Source organism: Streptacidiphilus neutrinimicus (assembly GCF_000787815.1).
Classification (GTDB): domain Bacteria; phylum Actinomycetota; class Actinomycetes; order Streptomycetales; family Streptomycetaceae; genus Streptacidiphilus; species Streptacidiphilus neutrinimicus.
In genome coordinates this window covers 60,160-84,354 of sequence record NZ_BBPO01000002.1, presented here as the reverse complement: position 1 = coordinate 84,354, position 24,195 = coordinate 60,160, and the positions used below count along the sequence as shown (strand labels likewise).

Genomic DNA, 24,195 nt, shown 5'->3' with positions numbered 1-24,195 from the left:
GGTCGACCGGAAGCCGCTGTTCCCGAGTCCGGCCATCACTCGTGTGACCTGCGCCGCCGTACGGGTGACAGGCCGCGGTGCGTCGGGCACTCTGCTGGCATGGATCACCACCCTCATCCTCTCGACGGTGGTTCCACGGCCCCCGCGACGGCGACCCCGGACGCGGCGGACCTGGAGCTGCTCGACGAGATCCAGCAGCGTGTGCTCTGGCTCGCCACCCGCGTCGTCGACGCCGCCAACCACGACCGCGCCACCGGCGACGGCGTGAAGGTCGGCGGGCACCAGGCGTCCAGCGCGAGCCTGGTCAGCGCGATGACCGCGCTCTGGTTCGCCCACCTCGACGCTCCGGACCGGGTCAGCGTCAAGCCGCACGCCTCGCCGGTGTTCCACGCGGTCCAGTACCTGCTCGGCGAGCTGGACCGCTCCTACCTGACGACCCTGCGCGCCCGGGGCGGGCTGCAGTCCTACCCGAGCCGCACGAAGGACCCGGACCGGGTCGACTTCTCCACCGGTTCGGTCGGTCTCGGCCCCGCCGCCCCGCTCTTCGCCGCCGCGACCCGCCGCTACGTCGACGCCCACTTCGGCCCGCGCCCCGCCTCGCGGTTCGTCGCCCTGATGGGTGACGCGGAGCTGGACGAGGGCAACATCTGGGAGGCTGTCGCCGACGACGCCACGCAGGGCCTCGGCAAGGTCATGTGGATCGTCGACTTCAACCGGCAGTCGCTCGACCGGGTGGTTCCGGGCGTCCGCATCGCCCAGTGGACGGCGCAGTTCGCCGCCGCGGGCTGGCACGTCGTCGAGGTGAAGTACGGCCGCCGGCTGCGCGCCGCGTTCGCGCGCCCGGGCGGGGAGGCCCTGCGCGCCTGGATCGACACCATGCCGAACGAGCACTACCAGTCCCTGTTCGGCCTGCCCGCGCGGGACGTGCGCAAGCAGTTCCTGGACGGCGCGCCGCAGTCCGTCGCCGACTTCTGCGCGGGGATCCCGGACGCGGAGCTGGCGATGCTGGTGACCGACCTGGGCGGCCACCACCTGGGCTCGCTGCTGGAGGCCTACGCGGAGTGCGACGCGGTCGACGACCGGCCGAGCGTGGTGTTCGCCTACACGGTGAAGGGCTGGGGTCTGCCGACGGCCGGCAACCCGCGCAACCACTCGGCGCTGCTGACGACCGCTCAGGTGGACGAGCTGCGCACCGCGCACGGGCTGACCGCCGCGACGGAGTGGGACCGCCTCGACCCGGCGACCCCGGCGGGCCGCCTGGCGGCCGACCGCGCCCGGCTGCTGGCCCGCCCGGCCGCGCCCGCGCCCACGGCACCCGCCGTCCCGGCGTCCAGCGGGCTGCGCACCGCCAAGCCGCTGTCGACCCAGGAGGCCTTCGGCCGCGTGCTGGCGGAGCTGTCCCGGCAGCCGGAGCTCGCGCCGCTGCTGGTCACCACCGCGCCGGACGTCGCGACCTCGACCAACCTGGCCGGCTTCATCAACCGCACCGGCGTCTTCGCGCCGGTCGAGCGCCGGGCCTGGAACAGCGACCCGGTGCTGCGCTGGGCCGAGGGGCCGACGGGGCAGCACATCGAGCTGGGCATCAGCGAGATGAACCTGTTCCTGCTGCTCGGCCAGCTGGGCCTGTCCTGGGACCTGTCCGGCCAGCCGCTGGTGCCCGTGGGCACGGTCTACGACCCGTTCGTGCTGCGCGGCCTGGACGCGTTCGTCTACGCCGTCTACTCGGGCTCCCGCTTCATCGTCGCGGGCACGCCGTCGGGTGTGACGCTGGCCCCCGAGGGCGGCGCGCACCAGTCGACGATCACCCCCTCGGTGGGCCTGGAGCTGCCGAACACCGTCACCCTGGAGCCGGCCTTCGCGGGCGCGCTGGACTGGCTGCTGTGCGACGCGGTCGGCCAGGTCGCGCGTGGGGAGGGCGGGGCGCACTACTTCCGCCTCACCACGCGTCCGCTGGACCAGTCCCCGTTCGAGGCGGCGAGGGCCCGTCTGGGCGAGGCGGTGCTGCGGCGGCAGGTGCTGGCGGGCGCGTACCGGTTGGTGGACGCGTCCGGCGTCGGCCCCGGCGCGCCGGTCGTCCGGCTGGCCGCCTCCGGCGCGGTCCTGCCGGAGGTCCTCGCGGCCGCGGCGGAGCTCGCGGAGGAGGGCGTCGCGGCCCACGTCGTCGACGTGACCTCGCAGGACCTGCTCTACCGCGAGTGGCAGCGCACCCTGCGCGCGGGCTACCGCACCGCGCGGACCCCGGACTCCCCTGGTGCACTGCGCGCCGCCTTCGGCGCCGACCGCCACGCCCCGCTGGTCACCGTCCACGACGCCGCCTCCCACTCCATGGCCTGGCTCGGCGCCGCCCTCGGGGTTCCGACGGTCCCCCTCGGCGTCGACGCCTTCGGCCAGTCGGGCACGGTCGCGGACCTCTACGAGATCAACAACCTGGACGCCGGCTCGATCGTCAACGCGGCCCTGGCCGCCCTCAGCCTGGCGGAGTGATCCCTGGTCCGGGGGTGGACCACCCGCTGCCCCCGGACCATCGCCCGACACTTCGGGCCGCGCCGAAGTCTCCCGCTCGTACGCTCGGCCGTATGACGACCGCCGCCGCAACCACACGTCATCTGGTGATCGAGCCGAGCATTCTCTACTTCGGCACGCCCGTGGTCCTGCTGGCACACCTACCGGAGCGAAACCCCGCCCGCGCACGACCGGTAGGCTTACGGGCCTGATGACTGCCACTCTCGTCGCCAAAGACCTTGCCGCCGGACACGGCGAGCGCGTGCTGTTCTCCGGACTGGACCTGGTCGTCGCCCCCGGCGACGTGATCGGGTTGGTGGGGGTGAACGGCGCCGGAAAGTCCTCGCTGCTGAAGCTGCTCGCCGGGGTCGACACTCCCGAGGGCGGCAGCATCAAGCTGAGCCCGCCGAGCGCGACCGTCGGCTACCTGCCGCAGGAGCCCGACCGGCGCCCCGGCGAGACGGTGGGGGCGTTCCTCGCCCGCCGGACCGGGGTCGCCGCCGCCCAGGCCGCACTGGACGAGGCGACGCAGGGGCTGGTCGACGGGACGCCGGGCGCGGACGACGCGTACGCCGTCGCGCTGGACCGGTGGCTGGACCTGGGCGGCGCGGATCTGGAGGAGCGCGCCGAGGCCGTCGCCGACGAGCTGGGGCTGGCCGTCGGGCTGGACCAGGAGATGACCTCGCTCTCCGGCGGCCAGGCCGCCCGCGCGGGTCTCGCCTCCCTGCTGCTCTCCCGCTACGACGTGTTCCTGCTGGACGAGCCCACCAACGACCTGGACCTGGAGGGTCTGGAGCGGTTGGAGGCCTTCGTCCAGGGCCTGCGCGCGGGGACGGTGCTGGTCAGCCACGACCGCGAGTTCCTCACCCGCACCGTCAACGCGGTGCTGGAGCTGGACCTGCACCAGCAGCAGGTCAACCACTTCGGCGGCGGCTACGCCTCCTACCTGGAGGAGCGCGAGCGCGCCCGGCGGCACGCGCGGGCGGAGTACGAGGAGTACGCCGACACCGTCTCGGGCCTGGAGGCGCGGGCGCGGATGCAGCGCGCCTGGATGGAGAAGGGCGTGAAGAACGCCCGCCGCAAGTCGCCTGACAACGACAAGGTCGGCAAGGCCATGCGCACCGAGTCGACCGAGAAGCAGGCCGCCAAGGCGCGGCAGACGCAGCGGCTGATCGAGCGGCTGGACGTGGTCGAGGAGCCGCGCAAGGAGTGGGAGCTGCGGATGGAGATCGCCGCCGCTCCGCGGGCGGGCGCGGTGGTGGCGACGCTGCGCGGCGCGCAGGTCAAGCGCGGCGAGTTCACCTTCGGGCCGGTGGACCTCCAGGTCGACTGGGGCGACCGGATCGCGGTCACCGGCCCCAACGGCGCGGGCAAGTCGACGCTGCTGGCCGCCCTGCTGGGCCGGCTGACGCTGGACGCGGGCCACGCGGCGCTCGGCCCGGGCGTCGTGGTGGGCGAGGTGGACCAGGCGCGCGCGCTCTTCCACGGCGAGCTGCCGCTCGCGGACGCCTTCGGCGCGGCCGTGCCGGACCTCTCCCCCGGCGATGTCCGCACCCTGCTGGCCAAGTTCGGCCTCAAGGCGGTGCACGTGCTGCGCCCGGCGGCGACGCTCTCCCCCGGTGAGCGCACCCGCGCGGCGCTGGCGCTGCTCCAGGGCCGCGGGGTGAACCTGCTCGTGCTCGACGAGCCGACCAACCATCTGGACCTCGCCGCCATCGAGCAGTTGGAGTCGGCGCTGGCGTCCTACAACGGCACGCTGCTGCTGGTCACCCACGACCGCCGGATGCTGGACGCGGTGGAGACCAACCGCCGTATCCACGTCGCGGACGGACGGACCAGCGAGAGCTGAGCCGTCCGCCCGCGCGCCGGGCAGGGCGCGACACGGTCGACGTCCTCAGCGGACCGGCGGCACGTACTTGTAGCCGACCCGACGGACCGTCACGATCTGTCCCCGGTAAGCCGTTCCGAGCTTGCGGCGGAGCCGGGCCACGTGGACGTCGACGGTGCGGCCGTCGCCGACGTGTCCGTAGCCCCAGACCGCCTCGACGAGGCGGTCGCGGGTGTGCACCCGGTGCGGGTACGCGGCCAGATGGGCCAGGAGCTCGAACTCCAGGTAGGTGAGGTCCAGTTGCACGCCGTCGAGGTGGACGGTGCGGAGCTCGCGGTCGATGGCGAGGCCGTCGGTGTCCGCCACGGCGGGCTGCCCGGGCACGGGCACAGGCACTGAAGTCGGTGCCAGTGCGGCGCTGGGGGCGGGCGCGACGCCGAGGGTGGGGGTGACCCCCTCGGGCACGAGGACGAGATAGCCGACCAGCGGCGTTCCGACCTCGGCGTCGAGCTGGAGTTCGGTGACGAGGTGCGGCGGCAGCCGGTACACGCCGGGCCGCACGGGTTCGTCGGGCTTGACCGAACGCAGCCGGGGCGCGGCGGGACGGGCAGGGTTCAGCACGGGAACAGACATGGCAGGACTCGATTCGCGCGAAAGGGACGGGGCGGCGTCTGCGCGCGGAATGGCCCGGAGTAAGGAAGGACTCAGGCCTGCGCGCCGGTCGAGCGGCGACAGGTCTGGTCGAAGTGGAACTGCTGGCGCGAGGGCCAGAACGGTTCGAGGACGTTGTCCATGGGGCCATTGAACCAGATCGTGGCCGTGGCCGCTCTTCCCTTCTTTCTGACGGGCTGTTAGATACACGGTGCGGACGCCCCAGCTCGGGCCTCCGTCGTGGCCGGATCCACCCACCCTGGAGCCACTCTGGACCCTAGGAGCCGCCCTGTGACATCCGCACCTACGAGTGTCGACCCGGCACCGAGACCCGAGCCGGAACCCGAACCGGAATCCACCAACCGCCTCGACGGCGCCTCACGCCTGCGCGTCTTCGCGGTCATCCTGGTCGTCGTGCTCTTCGCCGAGATCGCCGCGCTGCAGTACACGATGGTCGCCTCGGCGGCGCGCCAGATCGCGCCGAGCTTTCCCGGCGTGGGCGCGAACATCAGCTGGATGGTCATCATCTTCGGCCTCGTCGGCGGAGCCACCACTCCGCTCCTGGGCAAGCTGTCCGACCTGTGGGGCAAGCGCCGCACGATGCTGCTGACCGGCGTGTCCTTCGCCGTCGGCACGCTGATCTGCGCGCTCACCCACACCTGGTGGGTCTTCCTGGTCGGCCGCGGGCTGGAGGCGGTGGCCATCTCCGCCCCGACCGTCGCGTACGGTCTGTTCCGCGACATCCTGCCGCGCCGCTACATCCCGGCCGCGATCGGCGTCATCGCCACCGGCCTCGGCATGTCGGCGCTGGCCGCGCCGCTGATCGGCGGCTCGCTGGTGGACGCGCACGGGTGGCGCTGGCTCTTCTGGTTCCTGCTCGTCTTCGTCGGTGTCATGGTGCCGCTGATGTGGCTGGTGGTGCCGGAGTCCACGCTGCGCACCCGCCAGCGCCTGGACATCGGCGGCGCGCTGCTGCTCGGCGGCGGCGTGGGCCTGATCCTGGTCTACCTCTCCAACGGCACCACCTGGGGCTGGGGCCGGCTGGACTCGCTCGGCTACCTCCTCGGCGGGCTCGCGATGCTGGTCGCGTTCCTGCTGGTGGAACGGGTCGTCGAGCAGCCGATCATGGATCCGCGGCTGCTCATGTCGCCACGGGTGCTGATGATCCTCGGCGCGGCCTCGCTCGGCAGCATGGTCATCGGCATCCAGGGCTACAGCATCCCCTACATGCTGCAGACCCCGAACGAGCAGCAGCTGCACGCGAGCATCCTCCAGGTCGCGCTGTCGGGCGGGGCCGGGCAGACGCTGCCGCCCGCGATGGCCCCGCTGTTCCACACGGTCTTCAACTCCACGCTCGCCTTCGGCCTGGGCGCGTCGCTGCTGGCCTACGGCTACTACTCCGCGGTCTACTCGGGCGGCGTCGGCATGCTCTCCGGCGCAGGGGCAGGCGAGCTCGCCCGCAAGACCGGCCCACGCCTGCCGCTGGTCGTCGCGATGGCGACGTTCACCCTCTCCACGGTGCTGTACGCGTACTTCCCCCACTCCACGTGGCAGTACGGGCTGTTCGCGGCGGTCTTCGGCATCGGGTTCGGCGCGTTCTACGCCGCCTGCCCGAACCTGATGATGGAGGCCGTCCCGGCCCGCCAGCAGGGCATCAGCGCGGGCATGCTGGGCGTCGTCAACAGCCTGGCGACCTCGGTGGGGACGGGCGCGCTGACGGCGTTCCTGGCCGGGCACGCGCTACAGGTGAAGGTGCAGATCACCGGTGTCCCCGAGGCGACGACGGGCGGCTTCCACCCGGTGACCTCGCTGTACGGGTTCGCCGGCTACCAGGACGGCCTGCTGCTGGCCGCGGGCTGCGGCGCGGCCGGGCTGGTCGTCGCCCTGCTGATGCGCCACGGCCGCACCCCGGCCACCGGCGGAGCCACCACCGACCAGGGCTGACGTCCCCGCGCGAACGGCGCGGCGGCCGCCGATCACGCCGGTCGCCGCGCCGTTCGCGTGTCCCGCGCAGGCTCAGCGCGCCGGCGGCGGGGTGAGCGCCATCGAGTTGCCGATCGGCCGTTCGGGGGCCGGCCGCGCCGCTCGTGATGCTGCCGGTCTTCGGCTGCAGCTTCGGCAGCGCCGTGCAGGACTCCGGCGGCGGCAGCCACTGCGCGTACCTGTATGCCGGGCCTGTTCACGTGCTGATCGCGGTGAACGGCGTCGTCCCGAGCATGGTGGGCGCGGCGCCGCGTCAGCGTCCGCGTACGGCCGTGCCCAGGATGTGCGAGGCGGAGGGCGAGGGGACGCGCGTCTCCGGGAAGGGGAACGCGTCCAGCCCGGTGATGGTGAATCCGGCCGCCTCGATGGCCGAGCGGGTGTCGCGGCCGGTGTGGCAGCCGCCGGCGAGCAGCGGCCAGAACGTGGCGTCGACGGCCCGCTGGACCTGACGCATCCGCGGCGACTCCGCCTGCACGTGCTCGAAGAACCGCAGCTCGCCACCGGGTCGCAGCACCCGCCACAGGTCGGTCAGGGCCGCGTGCTGGTTCGCGACCGAGCAGAGCGTCAGGCAGACGACGGCCGCGTCGAACGACTCCTCCGCCGCCGGCACCCGCTCGGCCCGCCCCGCCACCACCTCGACCGGCACCGGGGCGGCGCCGGCCGCCTCCTCGGCGAGGGCACGCAGGTCGGGCTCGGGCTCGACTGCGAGGACCCGGGTGACCTCGGGCGGGTAGTGGGCGAAGTTCAGCCCGTTGCCCGCGCCCACCTCCACGACCTCACCGGACAGCCCGGCCAGCAGCCGCCTGCGGTGCTCGGTGACGCCCGCGCGCTCCAGTGCGGGGCCGATGGCCTTCGACCAGAGCCGGGCGAAGACGGGATGGCGGACGGCCTCCTGAGCAGCCATGGGCGGTCACCGGTTTCCTCTGTCGCGTCTGGTGCGACGACAATACGCCGCCTCTTGCCCGTTTCGCCTTGCCCGTTTCGTCGTATTCGCCTACTCGAGGCGGATCAGGCTGCCCTGCGGGTCGATCCGGTCCGCCGCCTCGTCGTCGAACCAGACGCCGCCGGTGGCGAGGTAGCGGAAGCGGTGCTCCCCCGGAGGGAAGGAGATGGTCACCGTGCGGGTGCCGTCCCGTCGTTGGACCAGCTCGGCGGTGCCGGGCTGCCAGCCGTTGAAGTCGCCGACCACGCTCACCGTCCCCGTCGGAACCTGAGCGGGCAGCCGGAACGTCACCCGGGTCTTGCCGCCGAACAGTCGCGTCCGCGTGAGCATCGCGTCGCCCTCCCCTACCGCTCCCTCCGCACGGATTCCCGTGCGCCGCGCACCAGCATGGCCGATGCCGCGCCCGGGTGAAAGGCGGCCCCGGTCTCCCGCCGGACCCCGCCCGATGATTACCCTTCGGTAATGACCGCCAGCGCGTTCTTCCTGCCCCTCGGCGACAACCGCTTCGCCGCCACCGCCGCGTCCCGCGGGCCGTGGTCCCCCGACAGCCAGCACGCCGGTCCCCCGGCCGCGCTGCTCGGCCGCGCCGTCGAGCGGCGCGAGGGCTCCCGCGAGGGCTTCCGCGTCGTGCGGATGACCTTCGAGATCCTGCGGCCGGTGCCGCTGGGCGAGGTCAGCGTCATCGTGCGGGAGGCCGAGGCCGGCCGCAGCGTCGAGCGCGTCGACGCCGAACTGCGCACCGCCGAGGGCAGGACGGCCGTGCGCGCGCACGCACTGCGGATCCGCGTCGGGGAGCCCGCCGAGCTCGCCGACCTGCCCACGATCGAGTCACCGCTGACCCTGCCCGGCCCCGAGCAGTCCACCGCACAGATCTTCCCGATGCCGTGGGACGAGGGCTACCACACCGCGATGGAGATGCGCTTCGCGCGCGGCTCGGCCACCGAGCGGGGTCCGGCGGCCGCCTGGTTCCGGATGCGGATCCCGCTGGTCGCGGACGAGGAGACCTCGGGGCTGTCCCGGGTGCTGATCGCCGCCGACTCCGGCAACGGCATCTCGGGCGCCCTGGACTTCCACCGCCACACCTATGTCAACCCCGACCTGACGGTCCACCTCCGGCGGCCTCCGGTGGGCGAGTGGGTCGGCCTCGACGCGCGCACCAGCGTGGACCAGGCGGGCATCGGGCTCGCGGACACCCTGCTGCTGGACGAGAAGGGCGTCATCGGGCGCTCCGCGCAGAGCCTGTTCATCGCGGCGCGCTGAGGCCGGCCCGGCGCGAACGGCGGGGGCCGCCTCAGCCGGGGCGCTTCGCGTGCCGGCGCACGCCGATCTGCGCGCGCTCCGCGGCGGCCCGCTTCTCGTAGCCGGGCGGAGTCACGGTGTAGGTGCACTGCCCGCAGACGTAGCCGCCCTCCGGGCCGAGGTGGACGGCGGCCCCGCACCAGACGCAGTTGGTGCTGTCGTAGTCGTCGGGGCTCGAGGTCATGACCGGAGCGTATCGGGTGGGGCGGGCCCCGGCTGCGGCGCGTCGTAAGGTGGGGCGGGCGCGTCGCCGGTGCGACCGCCTGGACCCGACCCGTGAGGAATGAGCTTCCAGGTGATCATCACCACCGTCAACGTCAACGGCCTGCGCGCCGCTTCGGGCAAGGGCTACGTCGAGTGGCTCGCGAACACCGCGGCGGACGTCGTCTGCCTGCAGGAGGTGCGCGCCGAGCCCGCGCAACTCCTGGCCGAGGTCGCCGAGCCGGCCGGCTGGCACGTGCTGTGGGCGCCCTCGACGACGGCCAAGGGCCGAGCGGGCGTCGCGGTGCTGTCGCGGCGCGAGCCGGACCGCATGAAGATCGGCTTCGGATCGGACGAGTTCGACCGCTCCGGCCGCTACGCGGAGATCGACCTGCCGGGCATCACCGTCGCCAGCCTCTACCTCCCCTCGGGCGAGGTCGGCACCCCGCGCCAGGACGAGAAGGAACGCTTCATGAGCGAGTTCCTCGACCACCTGAAGGCCCTGCGCGCGCGGGCCGCCGAGCAGGGCCGCGAGGTCGTGGTCTGCGGCGACTGGAACATCGCCCATCGCGAGGCCGACCTGAAGAACTGGAAGGCCAACCAGAAGAACGCCGGCTTCCTCCCCGAGGAGCGGGCCTGGCTCAGCCGCGTGTTCGACGAGCTGGGCTACGTCGACACCGTCCGCAGCCTGCACCCGGACGTCACCGGCCCGTACTCGTGGTGGTCCTACCGCGGCCGCGCGTTCGACCAGGACAGCGGCTGGCGCATCGACTACGTCGTCACCACGCCCGGCCTGGCCGCCCGCGCAACCAGCGGCGTCGTGGAGCGCGCCGCAACCCACCCGGAGCGGTGGAGCGACCACGCCCCGGTGACGGTCACCTTCGACTGGAACCCGCCGGTCTCCTGACGGGCTCCCGGTTCCCGGCGCCGACGCCCACCGGCAGAGCGCCGACGGCTCAGCGCCAGGCCGCGGCCACGGCCGGGCGGCCGGCAGCCCGGGCCAGGTCCGCGATCGCGTCGCTCTTGACGAACCACGCCGCACCGAAGGCGAAGACCGAGACGGACTCCCCGGCGAAGACCGGCGTCAGCCCGCCCGTGCCGGTGAAGTGGAGCAGGTCGGCGAAGAGCATGCCCGCGATGCACAGTGCGATGACGGTCCCGCAGACCAGGTAGATCCGGCGGCGCAACGGGCCGTCGGGCTCGGACGCGTCGCGGAAGAGACGGAGGCAGAAGACCGCGAGCGCCGCGAAGACGATCACGGCGGACACGATGTGGACGTCGCCCAGCACCTTCTGCGTCGTGGACGGGTGGACCACGACCGAGGCCGGCGGTTGCATCGGGCACATCGCGACCACCACGGCGAACAAGCCCGCCACCGAACTCCACACGTCCTCACGGCGGTTGTGGCGGTAGCAGAGCAGGATCACGCCGATGGCCCAGAGGCCGCCGACGAAGACGTTGCGCATGTGGGTGTAGTACGAACCGCTCAGCGAGGCCAGCAGGCCCAGATGCGCGGAGATGATGCTGTTGCCCAGGGGCAGCACGATCGGCAGGGCGATGCCCACGATCCCGACCCCGAGCCGCAGGCGTTTGACGGTGGTGGTGTCCTGGTCGGTTGGGACGGCCGTCTCGACAGTCGTCATGCGTCACACCCCCTGGACCGGTGACGGCGGGCATCACTCCGCTTTCGTGACGCCCTGCAACGGTCATACGCGCAGAGTGACGGCATGTCAATCGAACGAACAGGTTTCCCCAGGCCGGCACGCCGAACGCCCGACCACCGCGAGGGTGGCCGGGCGCCCGTGGGGGAAGTTCGGCGTCAGCCGGTGAAGGCGGTCAGGCCGTTGGGGGTGCCGAGGCCGGTCGGGCCGTCGTAGCCGGTCTCCGCGGTGCAGAGGTAGGCCGGGGAGCAGCTGGCGGTCTTGCCGGTGGTGACGTCGTTGAGCGAGGTGGTGTGCGAGTAGAGGTTCGCGGCGGGGATCGAGGTGCTGTGCGCGCCGGCGTCGGCGTAGACGCCGGCGATGAGGGGGGCGGCGACGGAGGTGCCGCCGTAGACGCTCCAGCCGGAGGCGCCGTAGGTCTGGTAGACGGCGACGCCGGTGGCGGGGTCGGCGACGGCGGAGACGTCGGCGACGGTGCGCTTGGCGCAGCCGGTGTCCTTCTGCCAGGTGGGCTTGGGCTCGTAGGCGGAGCAGCCGGAGCCGGCGCCCTCGGTGGAGCTGGTGGACCAGACGCTCTCGCTCCAGCCGCGGGTGTTGGAGGCCTTGCTGAGCGAGGTGCCGCCGACCGCGGTGACGTTCGGGGAGGCCGCCGGGTACTCCACGCCGTAGCCGCCGTCGCCGGAGGAGGCGGTGATGACGATGCCCGGGTGGTTGAAGTAGGTGGAGTCGTAGGAGGTGTCGGCGGAGGACTCGGAGCCGCCGTAGCTGTTGGAGATCTCCGTCGCGCCGAGCTTGGCCGCCTCGTTGACGGCGGTGCCCAGGTTGGTCATCGACGCGGTCTTGGCCTCGACCAGGATGATGTGGGCGTTGGGCGCGATCGCCGAGACCATGTCCAGATCGAGCGAGATCTCGCCCGCCCAGCCGGAGTTGCTGCTCGGCAGGGTGCTGCTGCCGGTCTGGCTGACGATCTTCAGGCAGCCGCTGGCGGTGGTGCAGGCCGGCAGCCCGAACTGCGAGCGGTAGACCGCGAGGTCGGCGGCCGCGTTCGGGTCGTTGTAGGCGTCGACGATCGCCACCGTCTGTCCCGCACCGCCGTTGGCCGCGATGTTGTACGCGGAGCGCAGGTCCGAGGGGCCGTAGCCGGACGGAGTGGCATTGGGGGTGACACCCGTGGCACGAACGTGCTCGGCAGTGCTGATGACGTGCAGCGCGTTGCAGAAGACATGACCGGGCGTCAGGTCGACGGCACACGAGCGGGTCCAGGACGCGGCGTGGGTGGGGGCGGCCTGGGCGGGCGCGGCGGCCAGGAGGGCCGAGACGCCGAGAGCGACGACGGTGGCCGCGGCGGATATCGACGAGGTGCGCAACGTACAGCCTCCAGTGGGGAGTTCGGGCCCGTTCGAGCAGGTCTGCACGAGGGGCGTGCCACCTGCGCGAACGAAATGACGTAGCGAGGAACCTCTGAACACCCTCTTAAGGGGTGTCAGTTGGCGAGAACGCTAGCGATGGTGTCTGGGGACTGACAAGGGATGGCCGGCGAATGAAATTCACGTTTACCGGCCCGCAACAAAGCTCCGCGCGTAACTTCACATCGAATCCGCAGCAACCCTGACGAACCATCGGAATCGCACGCAGGCCGGCCGCCCGAACAGCCAAGACCCTTGACCGTTCGTCAGAGACCGCCCTACCGTCGGCGGCGATAGGAAAGCTTCCTAACCAGAATTCCCGAGCCAGAGGAGCCGTCGATGCCCCACCCCCGCAGGCGTCGCCGCACCACCGCACTCGCGGCGCTGGTCGTCAGCACCGCCGTCGCCGCCGTGCCGCTCGGGGTCGGCGCGCCCGCCGCCGACGCCGCGACCGCCGCCCTGCTCCGTGTCGACCAGGCCGGTTTCCTCTCCGGCGAGGCCAAGCAGGCCTACCTGATGACCGGCGCGGCGGCCTCCTCGGTCACCTTCCACGTCGTCGACTCGGCGGGCACGACGGTGCTCAGCGGCACCGTCGGCAGCACCAGCCGGGGCTCGTGGAACAAGGCCTACCCGGACGTGTACCCGATCACCTTCTCGGGCCTGGCGACCCCGGGCACCTACCACCTCACGGTCAACGGCGGCGCGAAGGCGACCTCCCCGTCCTTCCGGGTCGAGGCTCCCGCCGCGCTCTACGGCAAGCTCGTCACCGACGGCGTCAGCTTCTTCCAGAACCAGCGCGACGGCGCGGCCGTCCTGCCCGGCGCGCTCGAGCGTCAGCCGTCCCACCTGAACGACGCCCACGCCGACGTCTACGCCTGGCCGGACTTCGCCGCGGGCGGCTCGGACACCATCACCGACAGCGACCTGAAGCAGATCGCCGGCCCGGTCGACGTCTCCGGCGGCTGGTTCGACGCGGGCGACTTCCTCAAGTTCACGCACACCGCCGCCTTCGGCGACACCCTGCTGTTCGCCTCCCAGCGCGCCCTCGGCTCCGCCGCGCCCGCCTCGCTCGCCGCCGAGGCCCACTTCGGCGAGCAGTGGCTGAACCGGATGTGGGACCAGCGCACCAAAACGCTCTACCTCCAGGTGGGCATCGGCTCCGGCAACGCGGCCGGCACCTTCCACGGCGACCACGACCTGTGGCGGCTGCCGCAGCAGGACGACGGCGACACCGCCACGGCCGACCGCTACGCCGCCGCCCACCGGCCCGTCTTCGAGGCCGCCGCGCCCGGCAAGCCGATCAGCCCCAACGTCGTCGGCCGCGTCAGCGCCGCCTTCGCGCTGGCCGCCCAGGTGGACGCCAGGAGCGACCCGGCCCAGGCCGCCGCCGAGTACCAGGCGGCGACCTCGCTGTACGCGCAGGCGAACACGGCGAACCCGCCGAAGACGCTCACCACCGCGCTGCCGAACGCCTACTACCCCGAGTCCACCTGGCACGACGACATGGAGCTCGGGGCCGCCGAGATCGCGCTCGCCGCGCAGGCGCTGGGCCGGAGCGCGTCGACGTACCTCGCCCAGGGCGCCACCTGGGCCAAGGACTACCTCGCGAGCGACACCGGCGACACCTTCAACCTCTACGACACCTCCGCCCTCGCCCACGCCGACCTTCTGAAGGCCATCGCCGCGGCCGGGACGCCGTCCGGCCTCGCCGTCACCCCGGCCGCACTCAAGGCCGACCTGAAGCGCCAGGTCCAGACCGGCGCCACCAGGGCGGGCAAGGACGTCTTCCACGCCGGCGGCGACTCCACCGATTTCGACGTCGACGCGCACACCTTCGGCTTCCTCACCACCGAGGCCCTGTACCGGCAGGCCGCCGGGGACGCCTCGTACGACGCCTTCGCCACCGAGCAGCGCGACTGGCTGCTCGGCGCGAACGCCTGGGGCACCAGCTTCATGGTCGGCGAGGGCAGCACGTTCCCCGACTGCACGCAGCACCAGGTCGCCAACCTCTCCGGCAGTACCGACGGCAAGGGCCCGGTCGACGTCGGCGCGGTCGTCAACGGGCCCAACAACCCGAGCAACTTCACCGGCGGTCTGGGCGACTACCAGGTCGGCATGGTCGCCTGCCCGCCCGGCGGGGCCGACCCCTTCAACGCCTTCACCGGCCACGACAGCCGCTTCTCCGACGACGTCCGCTCCTGGCAGACGGACGAGCCGGCCCTCGACATGACCGGCTCGGCCGTCCTCGGCGCGGCGCTCCAGGAGTCGGTCGCCGCTCGGTGAGCTCCGCCGCGTCAGTTCCAGGGGCTCGGCGCGGGCGGGGGGACGACCGCGGGGCGGTCGTCGCACGTGATCGTGTTCGGCAGTTCCCAGGGGGCGAGCCAGGCGCCGGTGGTCCCGCCACCGGTGTTGCCGCCCAGGTCGGTGAGGGTGAACTCGGAACCGGCGGGCGTGAAGTGGAACGACCCGCAGTTGTTCACCCCGACGGCGCCCACGTTGCGGGCGACCACGTCCTGGAATGTGGCGCCGCCCGCAGCGCGGGCGCTCACCACGTCCGTGCCGGTGCCGTCGACGCGGATGTGACTGAAGTGCACGTTGCTGATGCTGTACTGGTCCTTCACGCCGTAGTCGGAGACCAGCATGATCGCGTCGTAGGTGTTGTCCAGGAAGTCGTCGCCGGTCACCTGGACGTCCGCGTCGATGCTGTGCTCCAGGGCGTAGAGCCAGATCGCGCCCAGCCCGATCTTCCAGTTGAGCTCGAAGGTCCCGGCCCGGACGGTGGTGTTGTCCGCGACGGAGATCCGGCCCGCGAACGGCACCGCGCCGAAGCGGGTGCCGAGTTGGATCGCGCTGCCCTCCCGGATCGGGTCGGCGACCAGGTTGCCCGCCACCGTCAGGTCCGAACCGCCGTACAGGGCGATACCGTTGGCCAGCACCGGTGTCTGCACGGTGTTGTGCGCGACGACGTCGTGCGCGTCCGCCGCGGGCGCGGACCACAGCGCGATCCCGTCGTCGCCGGTGTTGCGCACGAAGTTGTCCGCGATCAGCGAGTTCGTCACCCCGCCGTGGAAGTTGATCCCGTCGGCGATCTGGTCGGCGATCTGGTTGCCGGTGATCCGCAGGTCGTCCATCGGCCCGTCCAGCCAGACGCCGACCTTGGTGTGCTGGATGTAGAGCCCCTCGATCGAGGAGTCGCTGAGCGCGCCGCCGACGCCGTTGACCTGGTCGGTGTCGATCCGCTCCCGCACGTCGCCCTCGATGGCGAAGTCCCGCAGGTGCACGTCGTGACTGCCGCCCGCGGAGGCGTCCTTGCCGTAGAAGCCCACTCCGGTGTGGATGGAGCCGTCCGGTGCCGGGGACGACAGCGTCACCTGGTGGCCCTTGATGACGGTGTACCAGTTGCCCGCGCCCTGGATCGTCACGTGGTCGACGATGATGTGCCGGTTCACCTGGTACGTTCCCGGCGGCGCCCACACCGTCCGCCCACTGCGCCGCGCGGCTGCGACCGCCGCGTCGAAGGCGTCGGCGGAGTCCTTCACGCCGGTCGGGTCCGCGCCGAAGTCCCGCACGTCGAGGGCGTTGCGGGGCGCGCGCAGCGGCGGCGCGACGCGCTGTGTGTCCAGCACGTCGATCGTGGTGGTCGCCGCCGGGCTCCCCGCCGGGACGGCGAGCCGGATCACCTGCCCCGCGTGGTAGGTGTGGTCGAGCAGCAGGCGCTGCTCGTCGTAGAAGTGGCTCGGCCGGAACGGCGTCGGGAAGACCGGCGGGGGCGTCGTCTGGTCCGGCACGCAGTCGCACTCGGTGGTCCACCAGTCCGGGGTCAGCGGACCGGCGTCGGGGTCGTTGCTGAACGGGTACTCGTTGTAGAGCCAGGCGTACTGGGAGGTCAGCGACATCGTCCGCCGGCCGTGCCCGTCGACGCTGACGTCGAGCGGGGCGGTGATACCGCCGCCGTGCGGCGCGTCGGGGATGCTGTAGCGGACGGTGATCGCGTTGGTGTCGGCGGGCAGGGTGACGTCGACGTACTGCCCCGGCCTCAGCGAGACGGCCTTGCGGCCGGTGGCCTCGGACGCGAGGGTGTAGGGCGTCGTGTCAGGCCCGATCACCGTCCCGTCGGTCCGCGCGTCGAACGCGTTCTGCCCGGCGAACCCGAGGTTCGCTCCGCGCCCCCGCAGCAGTGACGGGTCGACCCCGGCCCGCGTCACCACGGGCTCCGGCCCACGCGCACTCGCATGCGCGGCACCGGTCCCTCCGACGGCGGCGAGCATGCCGACGGCGATGGCGAGGGAGAGTTGTCTCTTTCTGTGGGACATCGAGCGGCTCCTTTTGGCAGACGGGAAGGACCTTCAGGGGCGCGAGGCTGTTCCGGTTTGCGGCTCCGCCGCGTGGACGCGAGCAACCATCGACATGCGATGGCCCTGCACGTTCGGGCCACTACGTGTGCGGGTGGCTCGTCGCGCAGTCCCTCGCGCCCCCATGGGGTTGCTCACGTGCGCAGCCAGGCCGCCGTATCAGCAGGCAGCACAGACTGACCGTGCAGCTCGTCGCTGGCCAGCAGCACGGTTCCGGCGAAGGGGAGGGCGACGGCCTCGGCCGAGAGGTTCACCACGCAGGCGAAGCCCTCTCCCCTCCGGAAGGCCAGCACCCCCGGCGGTGTTCCTTCCAGCCACTCGAACCCGGCGTCGCCCAGCTCGCGTCGCAGCCGCAGCGCCTGCCGGTAGAGGGCCAGCATCGACCCCGCGTCGGCGGCCTGCGCCTCGACCGTGTACTCCTTCCACGCCTCCGGCTGCGGGAGCCACGGTGTCTGAGCCGCGCCGGACGGTGAGAAGCCGAAGGGCGGCTCGCTGCCGGACCAGGGCAGCGGGACGCGGCAGCCGTCCCGCCCGGGGTCCTCCGGGTTGCGGCCCTTCCGCTCCCACATCGGGTCCTGCCGCAGGTCGTCGGGGATGTCCTCGACCTCCCACAGGCCGAGCTCCTCGCCCTGGTAGACGTAGACCGCGCCGGGCAGCGCCTGCGTCAGCAGAGCCGCGGCCCGGGCGCGACGCGTGCCGCGGGCGAGGTCCACGGGGCGGCCGTGCTGCCGGGCGTAGATCGCGAACGAGGTGTCCTCACGCCCGTACCGGGTGACCACGCGGTCGACGTCGTGGTTGGACAGCACCCAGGTGGGCGGCGCGCCGGCCTCGCGATGGAAGCGCAAGGTGTCGTCGATGACCCCGCGCAGCCGGTCCGCCTCCCAGGCGCACTCCAGATAGGGGAAGTTGAAGACGGTGTGCATCTCGTCGGGACGCAGGTAGCGCGCCATTCGGGCGGCGTCCGGCAGCCAGACCTCGCCGATGAGGACGAGCCCACCCCCGTAGGACTCGGCGACGCGCCGCCACGCGCGGTAGACCTCGTGGACCTCCTCGCGGTCGGTGAAGGCGCGCTCCTCGGGGTCGCTCACGGGGAGGCGCGCGTCCTTCACCAGCAGCGCGGCGGAGTCGATGCGGAAGCCGTCCGCGCCGCGGTCGAACCAGAAGCGCAGCACGCTCTCGAACTCCGCTCGGACGTCCCCGTGCTCCCAGTTGAAGTCGGGCTGCTCGGGGGCGAACAGGTGCAGGTACCACTCCCCCGGGGTGCCGTCGGGCTCGGTGACCCGGGTCCAGGTCGGGCCGCCGAAGAAACCCTGCCACTCGGTCGGCGGCAGCTCCCCGTCCTTGCCCCGGCCAGGCCGGAACCAGAAGCGCGCGCGTTCCGGTGAGCCCGGTCCTGCCGCCAACGCGGCCTGGAACCACGGGTTCTGGTCGCTGGTGTGGTTCGGCACGATGTCGATGACGACGCGGATGCCGAGCGCGTGCGCCTGCCGGATCAGCTCCTCCGCGTCGGCCAGGCTGCCGAACAGCGGGTCGATGGCGCGGTAGTCGGCGACGTCGTAGCCGGCGTCGGCCTGCGGCGAGGCGTACCAGGGGTTGATCCAGATCGCGTCGACGCCGAGCTCGGCCAGGTAGGGCAGGCGCGCGCGCAGTCCGGCCAGGTCGCCCACCCCGTCGCCGTCGCCGTCGGCGAAGCTGCGGGGGTAGATCTGGTAGATCGCGGCGTTCCGCCACCACGGGAGCTCGCGCTCTCCGGTTTCGGGCACGACGAACCTGCTTTCTGGAAGTCATCGAGATGACGTCGTCGGTGAGGGGGAGCCGTCGTCCCGGCCCGCCCCCGGTCAGGGCGGCCGACGGGCCGGGACGACGGGGATCGCGTCGGACGGCCCACGGGCCACGGGCCCTGCCGGGCCTGCGCCCTGTCCGGCGGACAGGGCCTAGCCCTTGAGGCCGCCTGCGGTGAGACCGGCCATGATGTTGCGCTGGAAGACCAGGAACAGCGCGATGGTCGGGATCGACGCCAGGAACAGCCCGGCGATCAGCGAGTTCTCCGGCATGGAGGTCGCCGCGGTGTTGACGCCGACGTTGAGCGTCTCGTGCGAGGGAACGGTGATCAGCGGCCAGAGGAAGTCCTTCCAGACCGCGACCACGCCGAAGATGGAGACGACGCCGAGGATAGGCCGCGACAGCGGCAGCACCACGGACCACAGCACGCGCAGCGGACCGGCGCCGTCGATGGCCGCCGCGTCGAGGAGCTCGTTCGGGATCGAGTCGAAGAACCGCTTCAGCAGGAAGATGTTGAAGGCGTTGGCCACCGTGGGCAGCCAGATCACCCACGGGGTGTCCTGCAGATTCCAGTGGACCAGCGGAAGGTCGAGCACGGTCAGGTACTGCGGGATGACCAGCGCGGCGGCCGGGATCATCATCGAGGCCAGCATCATGCCGAGGATCACGTTGCCGAGCACGGGACGCAACTTGGACAGCGCGTAGGCGGCGGCGACGTCGAAGAGCAGTTGGAACAGCAGCGCCCCGCCGGCGTAGACGACGGTGTTGAGCAGCAGCCCGCCCATGCCGAGCCGCGACCAGGCCTCGGTGAAAGCGTGCGTGGCGGGGTGGGTCGGGAACAGCGTCGGCGGGGTGCGCACCAGCTCCTGGGAGGACTTGAAGCCGCCGGTCGCCATCCAGTACAGCGGGCCGACGAAGGCGACGGTGGTGACCAGCAGCACCAGTGCGAGCGTGAGCCGGTAGAGAAGCCGTCCGCGCGGCTGGGCCAGCCGGACCGGGGAGACCAGCGTGCGGGTGGCGCCGGAGTGGGCCGCGGTCGTCATGTCACTCCTCCCGTCCGCGGCGCTCCAGCCACAGGTAGAGCGCCGAGAAGCAGCCCAGCACCAGCAGCATGATCACGCCCAGGGCCGCCGCGGTGTTGAACTTGTCGTAGTTGAACGCGTAGTTGTAGAGCAGGTAGACCACCGTCGTGGTCGAGCCCTCGGGACCGCCGCCGGTGAGGACGAAGGACTCGGTGAACATCTGCATGGTGGCGACCACCTGCAGCATCAGCATCAGCGAGAGGATCAGCCGGGTCTGCGGCACGGTGACGTGCCAGATCCGCTGCAGCAGGTTGGCGCCGTCCAGTTCGGCGGCCTCGTAGAGCTCGCCGGGGATGCCCTGCAGGGCGGCGAGGTAGACCAGGGTGGCGCTGCCCATGTTGCCCCAGGTCGAGGCGAGCACCAGCGAGGGCATCGCGGTGCTCCTCGACGCCAACCACGAGGAGGTGGGCAGGTGCACCGCGTGCAGGATCTGGTTGAACAGACCGTACCCGGGGTCCATGAAGTACTTGAACAGCAGGATGCCGGCTACCGGGGGCAGCATCACCGGGAGGTAGACCAGGACCCGCAGATAGCCCTGGGCGTGGCGGAACTCGTTGATGACGATCGCGGCCACGAAGGGCGCCGCGAAGCCGAAGAACAGGGCGATGCCGGTGAACTCCAGCGTGTTGCGCCAGGCCGACCAGAACTCCGGGTCCGCGGTGATCTGCCGGTAGTTGGCGAGGCCGACCCACTGGGTCTCGCCGTAGTGGACCCGCTGGAACGACATCACGATCTCGCGGATCATCGGGTACCAGGTGAACAGCACGAAGCAGAGCAGCGCGCCGATCAGGAAGGCGTGGGCGCGCAGATTCCGCACCAGCGAGCGGCGCAGCGCCGCGAGCCGGTCGTGCGGGCCGGCGCCCGTCGCGTCGACGCGGGCGGGGCCGCGTGTCAGCGTGACTGCCATGGTGACTCCTCGTCAAGGTGTCGGCCGTCCGGCCGGACCGCAGCGGGGTTGGGAGGCGGTCCGGCCGGACGACACGTCACTGGTTGGCCAGACGTCACTGATTCGCAAGAATCTGATTGGCCTGGGTCTCGGCGGTGGACAGCACCTGGTCCAGGTTGGCGTTGGGGTCGGTCATCGCCGCCGACATCGCCGTGTCCAGGACCTTGTACAGCTGCTGCGCCGCCGGAGGCTCGTTGACGCTGCTGGTCGGCTTGCTGACGTAGGGGTCGTAGTTGGACAGCGGCAGGTTGCCGTTGGTCTTGAGCGAGGACGTGATCTGGTTGATCTGCGGCGAGTTCGACGCCCAGAAGTAGGGCTCGGGGATGGAGATCGCCACCGGGTCCTTGCTGGAGGCGGCGAGGGTCGCGGCCCGGGAGAAGTTGAACTGGCCCGCGTCGGGCGTCAGGTACTCGAAGTCGATCCAGGCGATCTCGGCCTTGATCTGGTTCGGGGTCTGGCCCTTCTTGAAGTAGTAGAGGTCGCCGCCGCCGAGGCTGTTGCCGGGGCCGGTGGCGCCGGGCATGGGGCCGAGGCCGAAGGCGTTCTTGTCCGCGCCGAGCACCTCGATCAGGTGCTTGACCACGTCCGGGGCGCCGATGAACATGCCGACCTTGCCGGTGGCCAACGGCGGGAAGGCGTCGGCCCACTGGGTGACCGGCGTGGCGCCGATGCTGTGGTCGACGAAGCGCATGTCGTGCAGGCGCTGCAGGACCTGCTTGCCCTGCGGGGAGTTGAACGCGGCCTTGGTGCCGTCCGCGTTCACCATCTGGTCGCCGAGGCTGTAGAGCTCGGAGGTGAAGTGCCAGCCGCCGGTGTTGCCGCCGCTGTAGTCCTCGTAGCCGGTGATGCCGCCGCCGAGGGCGGCGATCTTCTTGGCGTCGGCCTGCACCTCGTCCCAGGTGGTCGGCGGCTGGTCGGGGTTGAGGCCGGCCTTCTTGAACAGGTCGCGGTTGTAGACGAGCCCGGTGGCGTAGTAGTTGATCGGCAGGGCGTAGGTCTTGCCGTTCGCGCCGAGGTTCTGCTTGACGCTCGGCAGCATGGTCGAGTAGCCGGGCACCGTCTGGTCGTTGACGTAGGCGCTGATGTCGGCGGCGTCACCGGAGTTGAGCGTCTGCTCCTGGTCGGTGAAGTACGCGTGGTACGCGCCGGTCTCGTCATGCGCCTTGTACTCGGCGGTCTGCTGCGCCGGCACCTCGCACTGGCCCACGTACGGCTTCGCGTCGACGGTGACGTTGGGGTACTTGACCTTGAACAGGGCCAGGTCGTCGGCGTAGTTGGCCTTGCCCGCCGCCTGGTCGGCGCCGGGCGCGCAGTCGATGGAGATGGTGACGGTGGCCTTCGGGTCGAGCGGCTTGCCGTCGGCCACACCGTCGGCGGCGTTGCCGCCGCCCCCGGACGAGCCGCTGCTGCCGCAGGCGGCGGTACCGAGACACAAACCTGCCGCGAGAGCGATGGCGGCGAACGTGCGCGATCTGTTCAGCATCATGCGTGCCCCATGGTCGAAGTGACGTGGTGGGTGGGGAAAGCCGGCGTGTGAGGAACGTAGGCCGTCATACGAGCGAGCGCAAGAGTGCGACGCAAAATTGAAAAGTCACGACTGCACGTGAGGATGACGCGACCGCGGTAAGGGCAGCCGGAGGCGTCTGACGCCTCAAGGCAGGCACTGAGCTGGAGGTTTTCGGGTTGCCATCCGAATCTTGCAATCGCTTGCCGAATCCTGCTCTACTCTTGCGTCATGAAGAGCAGACTCGCCGAGGTGGCACAGAAGGTCGGAGTCAGCGAAGCCACGGTCAGCCGCGTGCTCAACGGCCGTCCCGGCGTCTCCGAGGGCACCCGTAACGCGGTCCTGGCCGCGCTCGACGTGCTCGGCTACGAGCGCCCCAGCCAGTTGCGCGGCGAGCGCGCCCGGCTGATCGGCCTGGTCCTGCCGGAGCTGCAGAACCCGATCTTCCCCGCGGTCGCCGAGGTCGTCGGCGGGGCGCTCGCCCAGCGGGGCTTCACCCCCGTCCTGTGCACCCGCACGGCAGGCGGCCTCTCCGAGGCCGACTACGTCAACATGCTGCTCGATCAGCAGGTTTCCGGCGTCGTCTTCGCCGGCGGCCACTTCGCCGAGGCCGACGCGCCGCACGAGCACTACACCCGGCTGCGCGACCGCGGCATCCCCGTCGTGCTGTTCAACGCGGCGGTCGAACACCTGGGCTTCCCGCAGGTCTCCACGGACGACACGGTCGCCGTCGAGCAGGCCTTCGCCCACCTCGCCGCGCTCGGCCACGAACGCATCGGGATGATCGTCGGCCCCGAGGACCACATCCCCTCCCAGCGCAAGCTCGCCTCCTTCGCCGCGCAGTGCGCGCGCTCGGGCCGCGAGGTCCTGCCGGACCAGATCGCCCACGCCCTCTTCGCCCTCGAGGGCGGCCACGCTGCGGCCAGTCGCATGCTGCGCGCGGGCGTCACCGGCATCATCTGCGGCAGCGACCCCCTCGCCCTCGGCGCGATCCGCGCGGCCCGCCGCGCGGGCCTTTCCGTCCCGGCCGACGTCTCCGTGGTGGGCTTCGACGACTCGGCCTTCATGAACTGCACGGAGCCTCCGCTCACGACGGTCCGTCAGCCGATCGAGGCCCTCGGTCGGGCGGCCGTCGCGCTCCTGGTCAACCAGATCGAGGGCGCGACGGTGGCGGCGGAGGAGCTCCTGTTCGAACCAGAGCTCGTCGTCCGCGGCTCAACCGGCCCAGCCCGGTAGCTGCCGGAACTCCCGACCTCGGTAGGCTCATGCCTGAAAGTTCCTGGTGAAGCCTTGGAAGTTCGCGACAGCGCGTAACGTGACCGGCTCCCCGCTCTCCCGGCACGTGCCGCGAGCAGGAGATGCATGCACGCCATCCGCCGGCACGGTCGCGTGCGGCGGCAGACTGCTCGTCACCTGCGACAGCCGGCGCGGCGGCTGCGGCCAAGAGCTTGGCGGCCTCCCGGCGGGCCGGCTCCACGCCTGGCACTCGGCCGCTCAGCCGCCGGGCCACCGGTGGGACCGCCGAGATCGGCCACGTGTCCCGGGTCGGGACCTCGTCGACGGCGGCGTGCACGGTCACGGGCCGTCAGCTCGCGCTGGTGGCGTGTCTTTCGAAGACCGCGGCCTGGGCCGCGCGGAGGGCGGAGGCGATGGCGCCGAGGAGGACGGCGTCGTCGCCGAGGGTGCTCGGGGCGACCTCCGGGCGGAGCGGGGTCATCCGGGCGAGGGCGTCGCGGACGGGGTCGAGGAGGAGGTCCGCGCTGTGGCCGACGCCGCCGCCGAGCACGACCAGGTCGGGGTCGAGGACGGCCGTGACCGCGGCGACGACGAGGGCGAGGCGCTCGCCTTCCCGCGCCACGGCCTCCTGCGCCTGCGGGTCGCCCGCGCGCGCGGCGTCGAAGACGTCCTTGGCCGTCGGGGCGTCGCGCAGGCCGAGCTCGCGGGCGGTGCGGACGATGGCGTCGGCCGCCACCGCGTCCTCCAGCGCGCCGCGGCGGCCGGCGGCGACGGTGGCGGGATCGGGTGAAGTCAGCGAGAGCGGCAGGAAGCCGATCT

19 protein-coding genes are annotated in these 24,195 nt (G+C 72.0%); 7 read left to right on the top strand and 12 right to left on the bottom strand.

Features of this window, described 5'->3' with window-relative positions:
• Positions 1 to 99 precede the first annotated feature (99 nt).
• A complete protein-coding gene (locus tag TR48_RS01750; RefSeq protein ID WP_084728693.1) occupies positions 100 to 2,484 on the top strand; it encodes a thiamine pyrophosphate-binding protein in 2,385 nt (794 codons plus the stop codon).
• A 229-nt stretch (positions 2,485 to 2,713) separates the two neighbouring features.
• Positions 2,714 to 4,351 (top strand): ABC-F family ATP-binding cassette domain-containing protein, encoded by a 1,638-nt coding sequence (locus TR48_RS01745; protein ID WP_042364006.1) that lies wholly within the window; start codon positions 2,714 to 2,716, stop codon positions 4,349 to 4,351.
• Between the two features lie 45 nt (positions 4,352 to 4,396).
• Here TR48_RS01745 and TR48_RS01740 read toward each other — a convergent pair whose 3' ends face one another.
• On the bottom strand, positions 4,397 to 4,963 hold the full coding sequence (locus TR48_RS01740) for a winged helix-turn-helix domain-containing protein (protein WP_042364005.1): 567 nt from the start codon (positions 4,961 to 4,963) through the stop codon (positions 4,397 to 4,399).
• A 309-nt stretch (positions 4,964 to 5,272) separates the two neighbouring features.
• Between TR48_RS01740 and TR48_RS01735 the strand changes: the two genes are divergently transcribed.
• Positions 5,273 to 6,925, top strand: a complete 1,653-nt coding sequence (locus TR48_RS01735; RefSeq protein ID WP_042364004.1) for an MFS transporter — start codon at positions 5,273 to 5,275, stop codon at positions 6,923 to 6,925.
• Positions 6,926 to 7,217: 292 nt separating this feature from the next.
• Here TR48_RS01735 and TR48_RS01730 read toward each other — a convergent pair whose 3' ends face one another.
• Together TR48_RS01730 and TR48_RS01725 are read right to left on the bottom strand one after the other, a co-directional pair.
• On the bottom strand, positions 7,218 to 7,868 hold the full coding sequence (locus tag TR48_RS01730) for a class I SAM-dependent methyltransferase (RefSeq protein ID WP_042364003.1): 651 nt from the start codon (positions 7,866 to 7,868) through the stop codon (positions 7,218 to 7,220).
• A 90-nt stretch (positions 7,869 to 7,958) separates the two neighbouring features.
• Positions 7,959 to 8,237, bottom strand: coding sequence for an isoamylase early set domain-containing protein (locus TR48_RS01725; RefSeq protein ID WP_042364002.1), 279 nt, complete (start codon positions 8,235 to 8,237; stop codon positions 7,959 to 7,961).
• Between the two features lie 132 nt (positions 8,238 to 8,369).
• On the opposite strand from TR48_RS01725, the gene TR48_RS01720 reads away from it, so the two are divergent.
• Positions 8,370 to 9,167, top strand: coding sequence for a thioesterase family protein (locus TR48_RS01720; protein WP_042364001.1), 798 nt, complete (start codon positions 8,370 to 8,372; stop codon positions 9,165 to 9,167).
• 31 nt (positions 9,168 to 9,198) lie between these two features.
• Here the strand turns inward: TR48_RS01720 and TR48_RS01715 are convergent, their stop codons facing one another.
• The gene (locus TR48_RS01715) at positions 9,199 to 9,390 is read right to left on the bottom strand and encodes a hypothetical protein (RefSeq protein ID WP_042364000.1); all 192 of its coding nucleotides are present in this window, start codon (positions 9,388 to 9,390) and stop codon (positions 9,199 to 9,201) included.
• Positions 9,391 to 9,507: 117 nt separating this feature from the next.
• Here TR48_RS01715 and TR48_RS01710 point away from each other — a divergent pair, with 117 nt between their 5' ends.
• Positions 9,508 to 10,314: an exodeoxyribonuclease III gene (locus TR48_RS01710; protein ID WP_236651983.1), complete on the top strand. Its 807-nt coding sequence runs from the start codon at positions 9,508 to 9,510 to the stop codon at positions 10,312 to 10,314.
• Between the two features lie 49 nt (positions 10,315 to 10,363).
• Here the strand turns inward: TR48_RS01710 and TR48_RS01705 are convergent, their stop codons facing one another.
• Positions 10,364 to 11,050, bottom strand: coding sequence for a hypothetical protein (locus tag TR48_RS01705; RefSeq protein WP_042363998.1), 687 nt, complete (start codon positions 11,048 to 11,050; stop codon positions 10,364 to 10,366).
• A gap of 176 nt (positions 11,051 to 11,226) precedes the next feature.
• Positions 11,227 to 12,435 carry a S53 family peptidase gene (locus TR48_RS01700; protein WP_042363997.1) on the bottom strand — a complete coding sequence of 403 codons (1,209 nt, stop codon included), beginning with the start codon at positions 12,433 to 12,435 and terminating at the stop codon, positions 11,227 to 11,229.
• A gap of 378 nt (positions 12,436 to 12,813) precedes the next feature.
• Here TR48_RS01700 and TR48_RS01695 point away from each other — a divergent pair, with 378 nt between their 5' ends.
• Positions 12,814 to 14,757 (top strand): glycoside hydrolase family 9 protein, encoded by a 1,944-nt coding sequence (locus tag TR48_RS01695; RefSeq protein ID WP_042363996.1) that lies wholly within the window; start codon positions 12,814 to 12,816, stop codon positions 14,755 to 14,757.
• An 11-nt stretch (positions 14,758 to 14,768) separates the two neighbouring features.
• Here TR48_RS01695 and TR48_RS01690 read toward each other — a convergent pair whose 3' ends face one another.
• From TR48_RS01690 to TR48_RS01670, 5 genes are all read right to left on the bottom strand, one after another.
• The gene (locus TR48_RS01690) at positions 14,769 to 16,787 is read right to left on the bottom strand and encodes a glycosyl hydrolase family 28-related protein (RefSeq protein ID WP_042363995.1); all 2,019 of its coding nucleotides are present in this window, start codon (positions 16,785 to 16,787) and stop codon (positions 14,769 to 14,771) included.
• Positions 16,788 to 16,960: 173 nt separating this feature from the next.
• Positions 16,961 to 18,589, bottom strand: coding sequence for a glycoside hydrolase family 13 protein (locus TR48_RS01685; RefSeq protein ID WP_042363994.1), 1,629 nt, complete (start codon positions 18,587 to 18,589; stop codon positions 16,961 to 16,963).
• Between the two features lie 171 nt (positions 18,590 to 18,760).
• A complete protein-coding gene (locus TR48_RS01680; RefSeq protein WP_042363993.1) occupies positions 18,761 to 19,651 on the bottom strand; it encodes a carbohydrate ABC transporter permease in 891 nt (296 codons plus the stop codon).
• 1 nt (position 19,652) lies between these two features.
• The gene (locus tag TR48_RS01675) at positions 19,653 to 20,597 is read right to left on the bottom strand and encodes a carbohydrate ABC transporter permease (protein WP_042363992.1); all 945 of its coding nucleotides are present in this window, start codon (positions 20,595 to 20,597) and stop codon (positions 19,653 to 19,655) included.
• Positions 20,598 to 20,691: 94 nt separating this feature from the next.
• Positions 20,692 to 22,122: an extracellular solute-binding protein gene (locus TR48_RS01670; protein ID WP_042363991.1), complete on the bottom strand. Its 1,431-nt coding sequence runs from the start codon at positions 22,120 to 22,122 to the stop codon at positions 20,692 to 20,694.
• Positions 22,123 to 22,371: 249 nt separating this feature from the next.
• On the opposite strand from TR48_RS01670, the gene TR48_RS01665 reads away from it, so the two are divergent.
• The gene (locus TR48_RS01665; protein WP_042363990.1) at positions 22,372 to 23,376 is read left to right on the top strand and encodes a LacI family DNA-binding transcriptional regulator; all 1,005 of its coding nucleotides are present in this window, start codon (positions 22,372 to 22,374) and stop codon (positions 23,374 to 23,376) included.
• Positions 23,377 to 23,725: 349 nt separating this feature from the next.
• On the opposite strand, the gene TR48_RS01660 is transcribed toward TR48_RS01665, so the two are convergent.
• Positions 23,726 to 24,195, bottom strand: a 470-nt coding sequence (locus TR48_RS01660; RefSeq protein WP_042363989.1) for an ROK family protein, incomplete at its 5' end; no start/stop codon positions are given.

Bases quoted from the DNA above. Each gene is read 5' to 3' on its own strand.
- TR48_RS01730 (WP_042364003.1), bottom strand. From the start codon at position 7,868: ATGGCTGCTCAGGAGGCCGTCCGCCATCCCGTCTTCGCCCGGCTCTGG.
- TR48_RS01740 (WP_042364005.1), bottom strand. From the start codon at position 4,963: ATGTCTGTTCCCGTGCTGAACCCTGCCCGTCCCGCCGCGCCCCGGCTG.
- TR48_RS01670 (WP_042363991.1), bottom strand. From the start codon at position 22,122: ATGATGCTGAACAGATCGCGCACGTTCGCCGCCATCGCTCTCGCGGCA.
- TR48_RS01750 (WP_084728693.1), top strand. From the start codon at position 100: ATGGATCACCACCCTCATCCTCTCGACGGTGGTTCCACGGCCCCCGCG.
- TR48_RS01705 (WP_042363998.1), bottom strand. From the start codon at position 11,050: ATGACGACTGTCGAGACGGCCGTCCCAACCGACCAGGACACCACCACC.
- TR48_RS01665 (WP_042363990.1), top strand. From the start codon at position 22,372: ATGAAGAGCAGACTCGCCGAGGTGGCACAGAAGGTCGGAGTCAGCGAA.
- TR48_RS01715 (WP_042364000.1), bottom strand. From the start codon at position 9,390: ATGACCTCGAGCCCCGACGACTACGACAGCACCAACTGCGTCTGGTGC.
- TR48_RS01680 (WP_042363993.1), bottom strand. From the start codon at position 19,651: ATGACGACCGCGGCCCACTCCGGCGCCACCCGCACGCTGGTCTCCCCG.
- TR48_RS01695 (WP_042363996.1), top strand. From the start codon at position 12,814: ATGCCCCACCCCCGCAGGCGTCGCCGCACCACCGCACTCGCGGCGCTG.
- TR48_RS01725 (WP_042364002.1), bottom strand. From the start codon at position 8,237: ATGCTCACGCGGACGCGACTGTTCGGCGGCAAGACCCGGGTGACGTTC.
- TR48_RS01675 (WP_042363992.1), bottom strand. From the start codon at position 20,597: ATGGCAGTCACGCTGACACGCGGCCCCGCCCGCGTCGACGCGACGGGC.
- TR48_RS01690 (WP_042363995.1), bottom strand. From the start codon at position 16,787: ATGTCCCACAGAAAGAGACAACTCTCCCTCGCCATCGCCGTCGGCATG.
- TR48_RS01745 (WP_042364006.1), top strand. From the start codon at position 2,714: ATGACTGCCACTCTCGTCGCCAAAGACCTTGCCGCCGGACACGGCGAG.
- TR48_RS01720 (WP_042364001.1), top strand. From the start codon at position 8,370: ATGACCGCCAGCGCGTTCTTCCTGCCCCTCGGCGACAACCGCTTCGCC.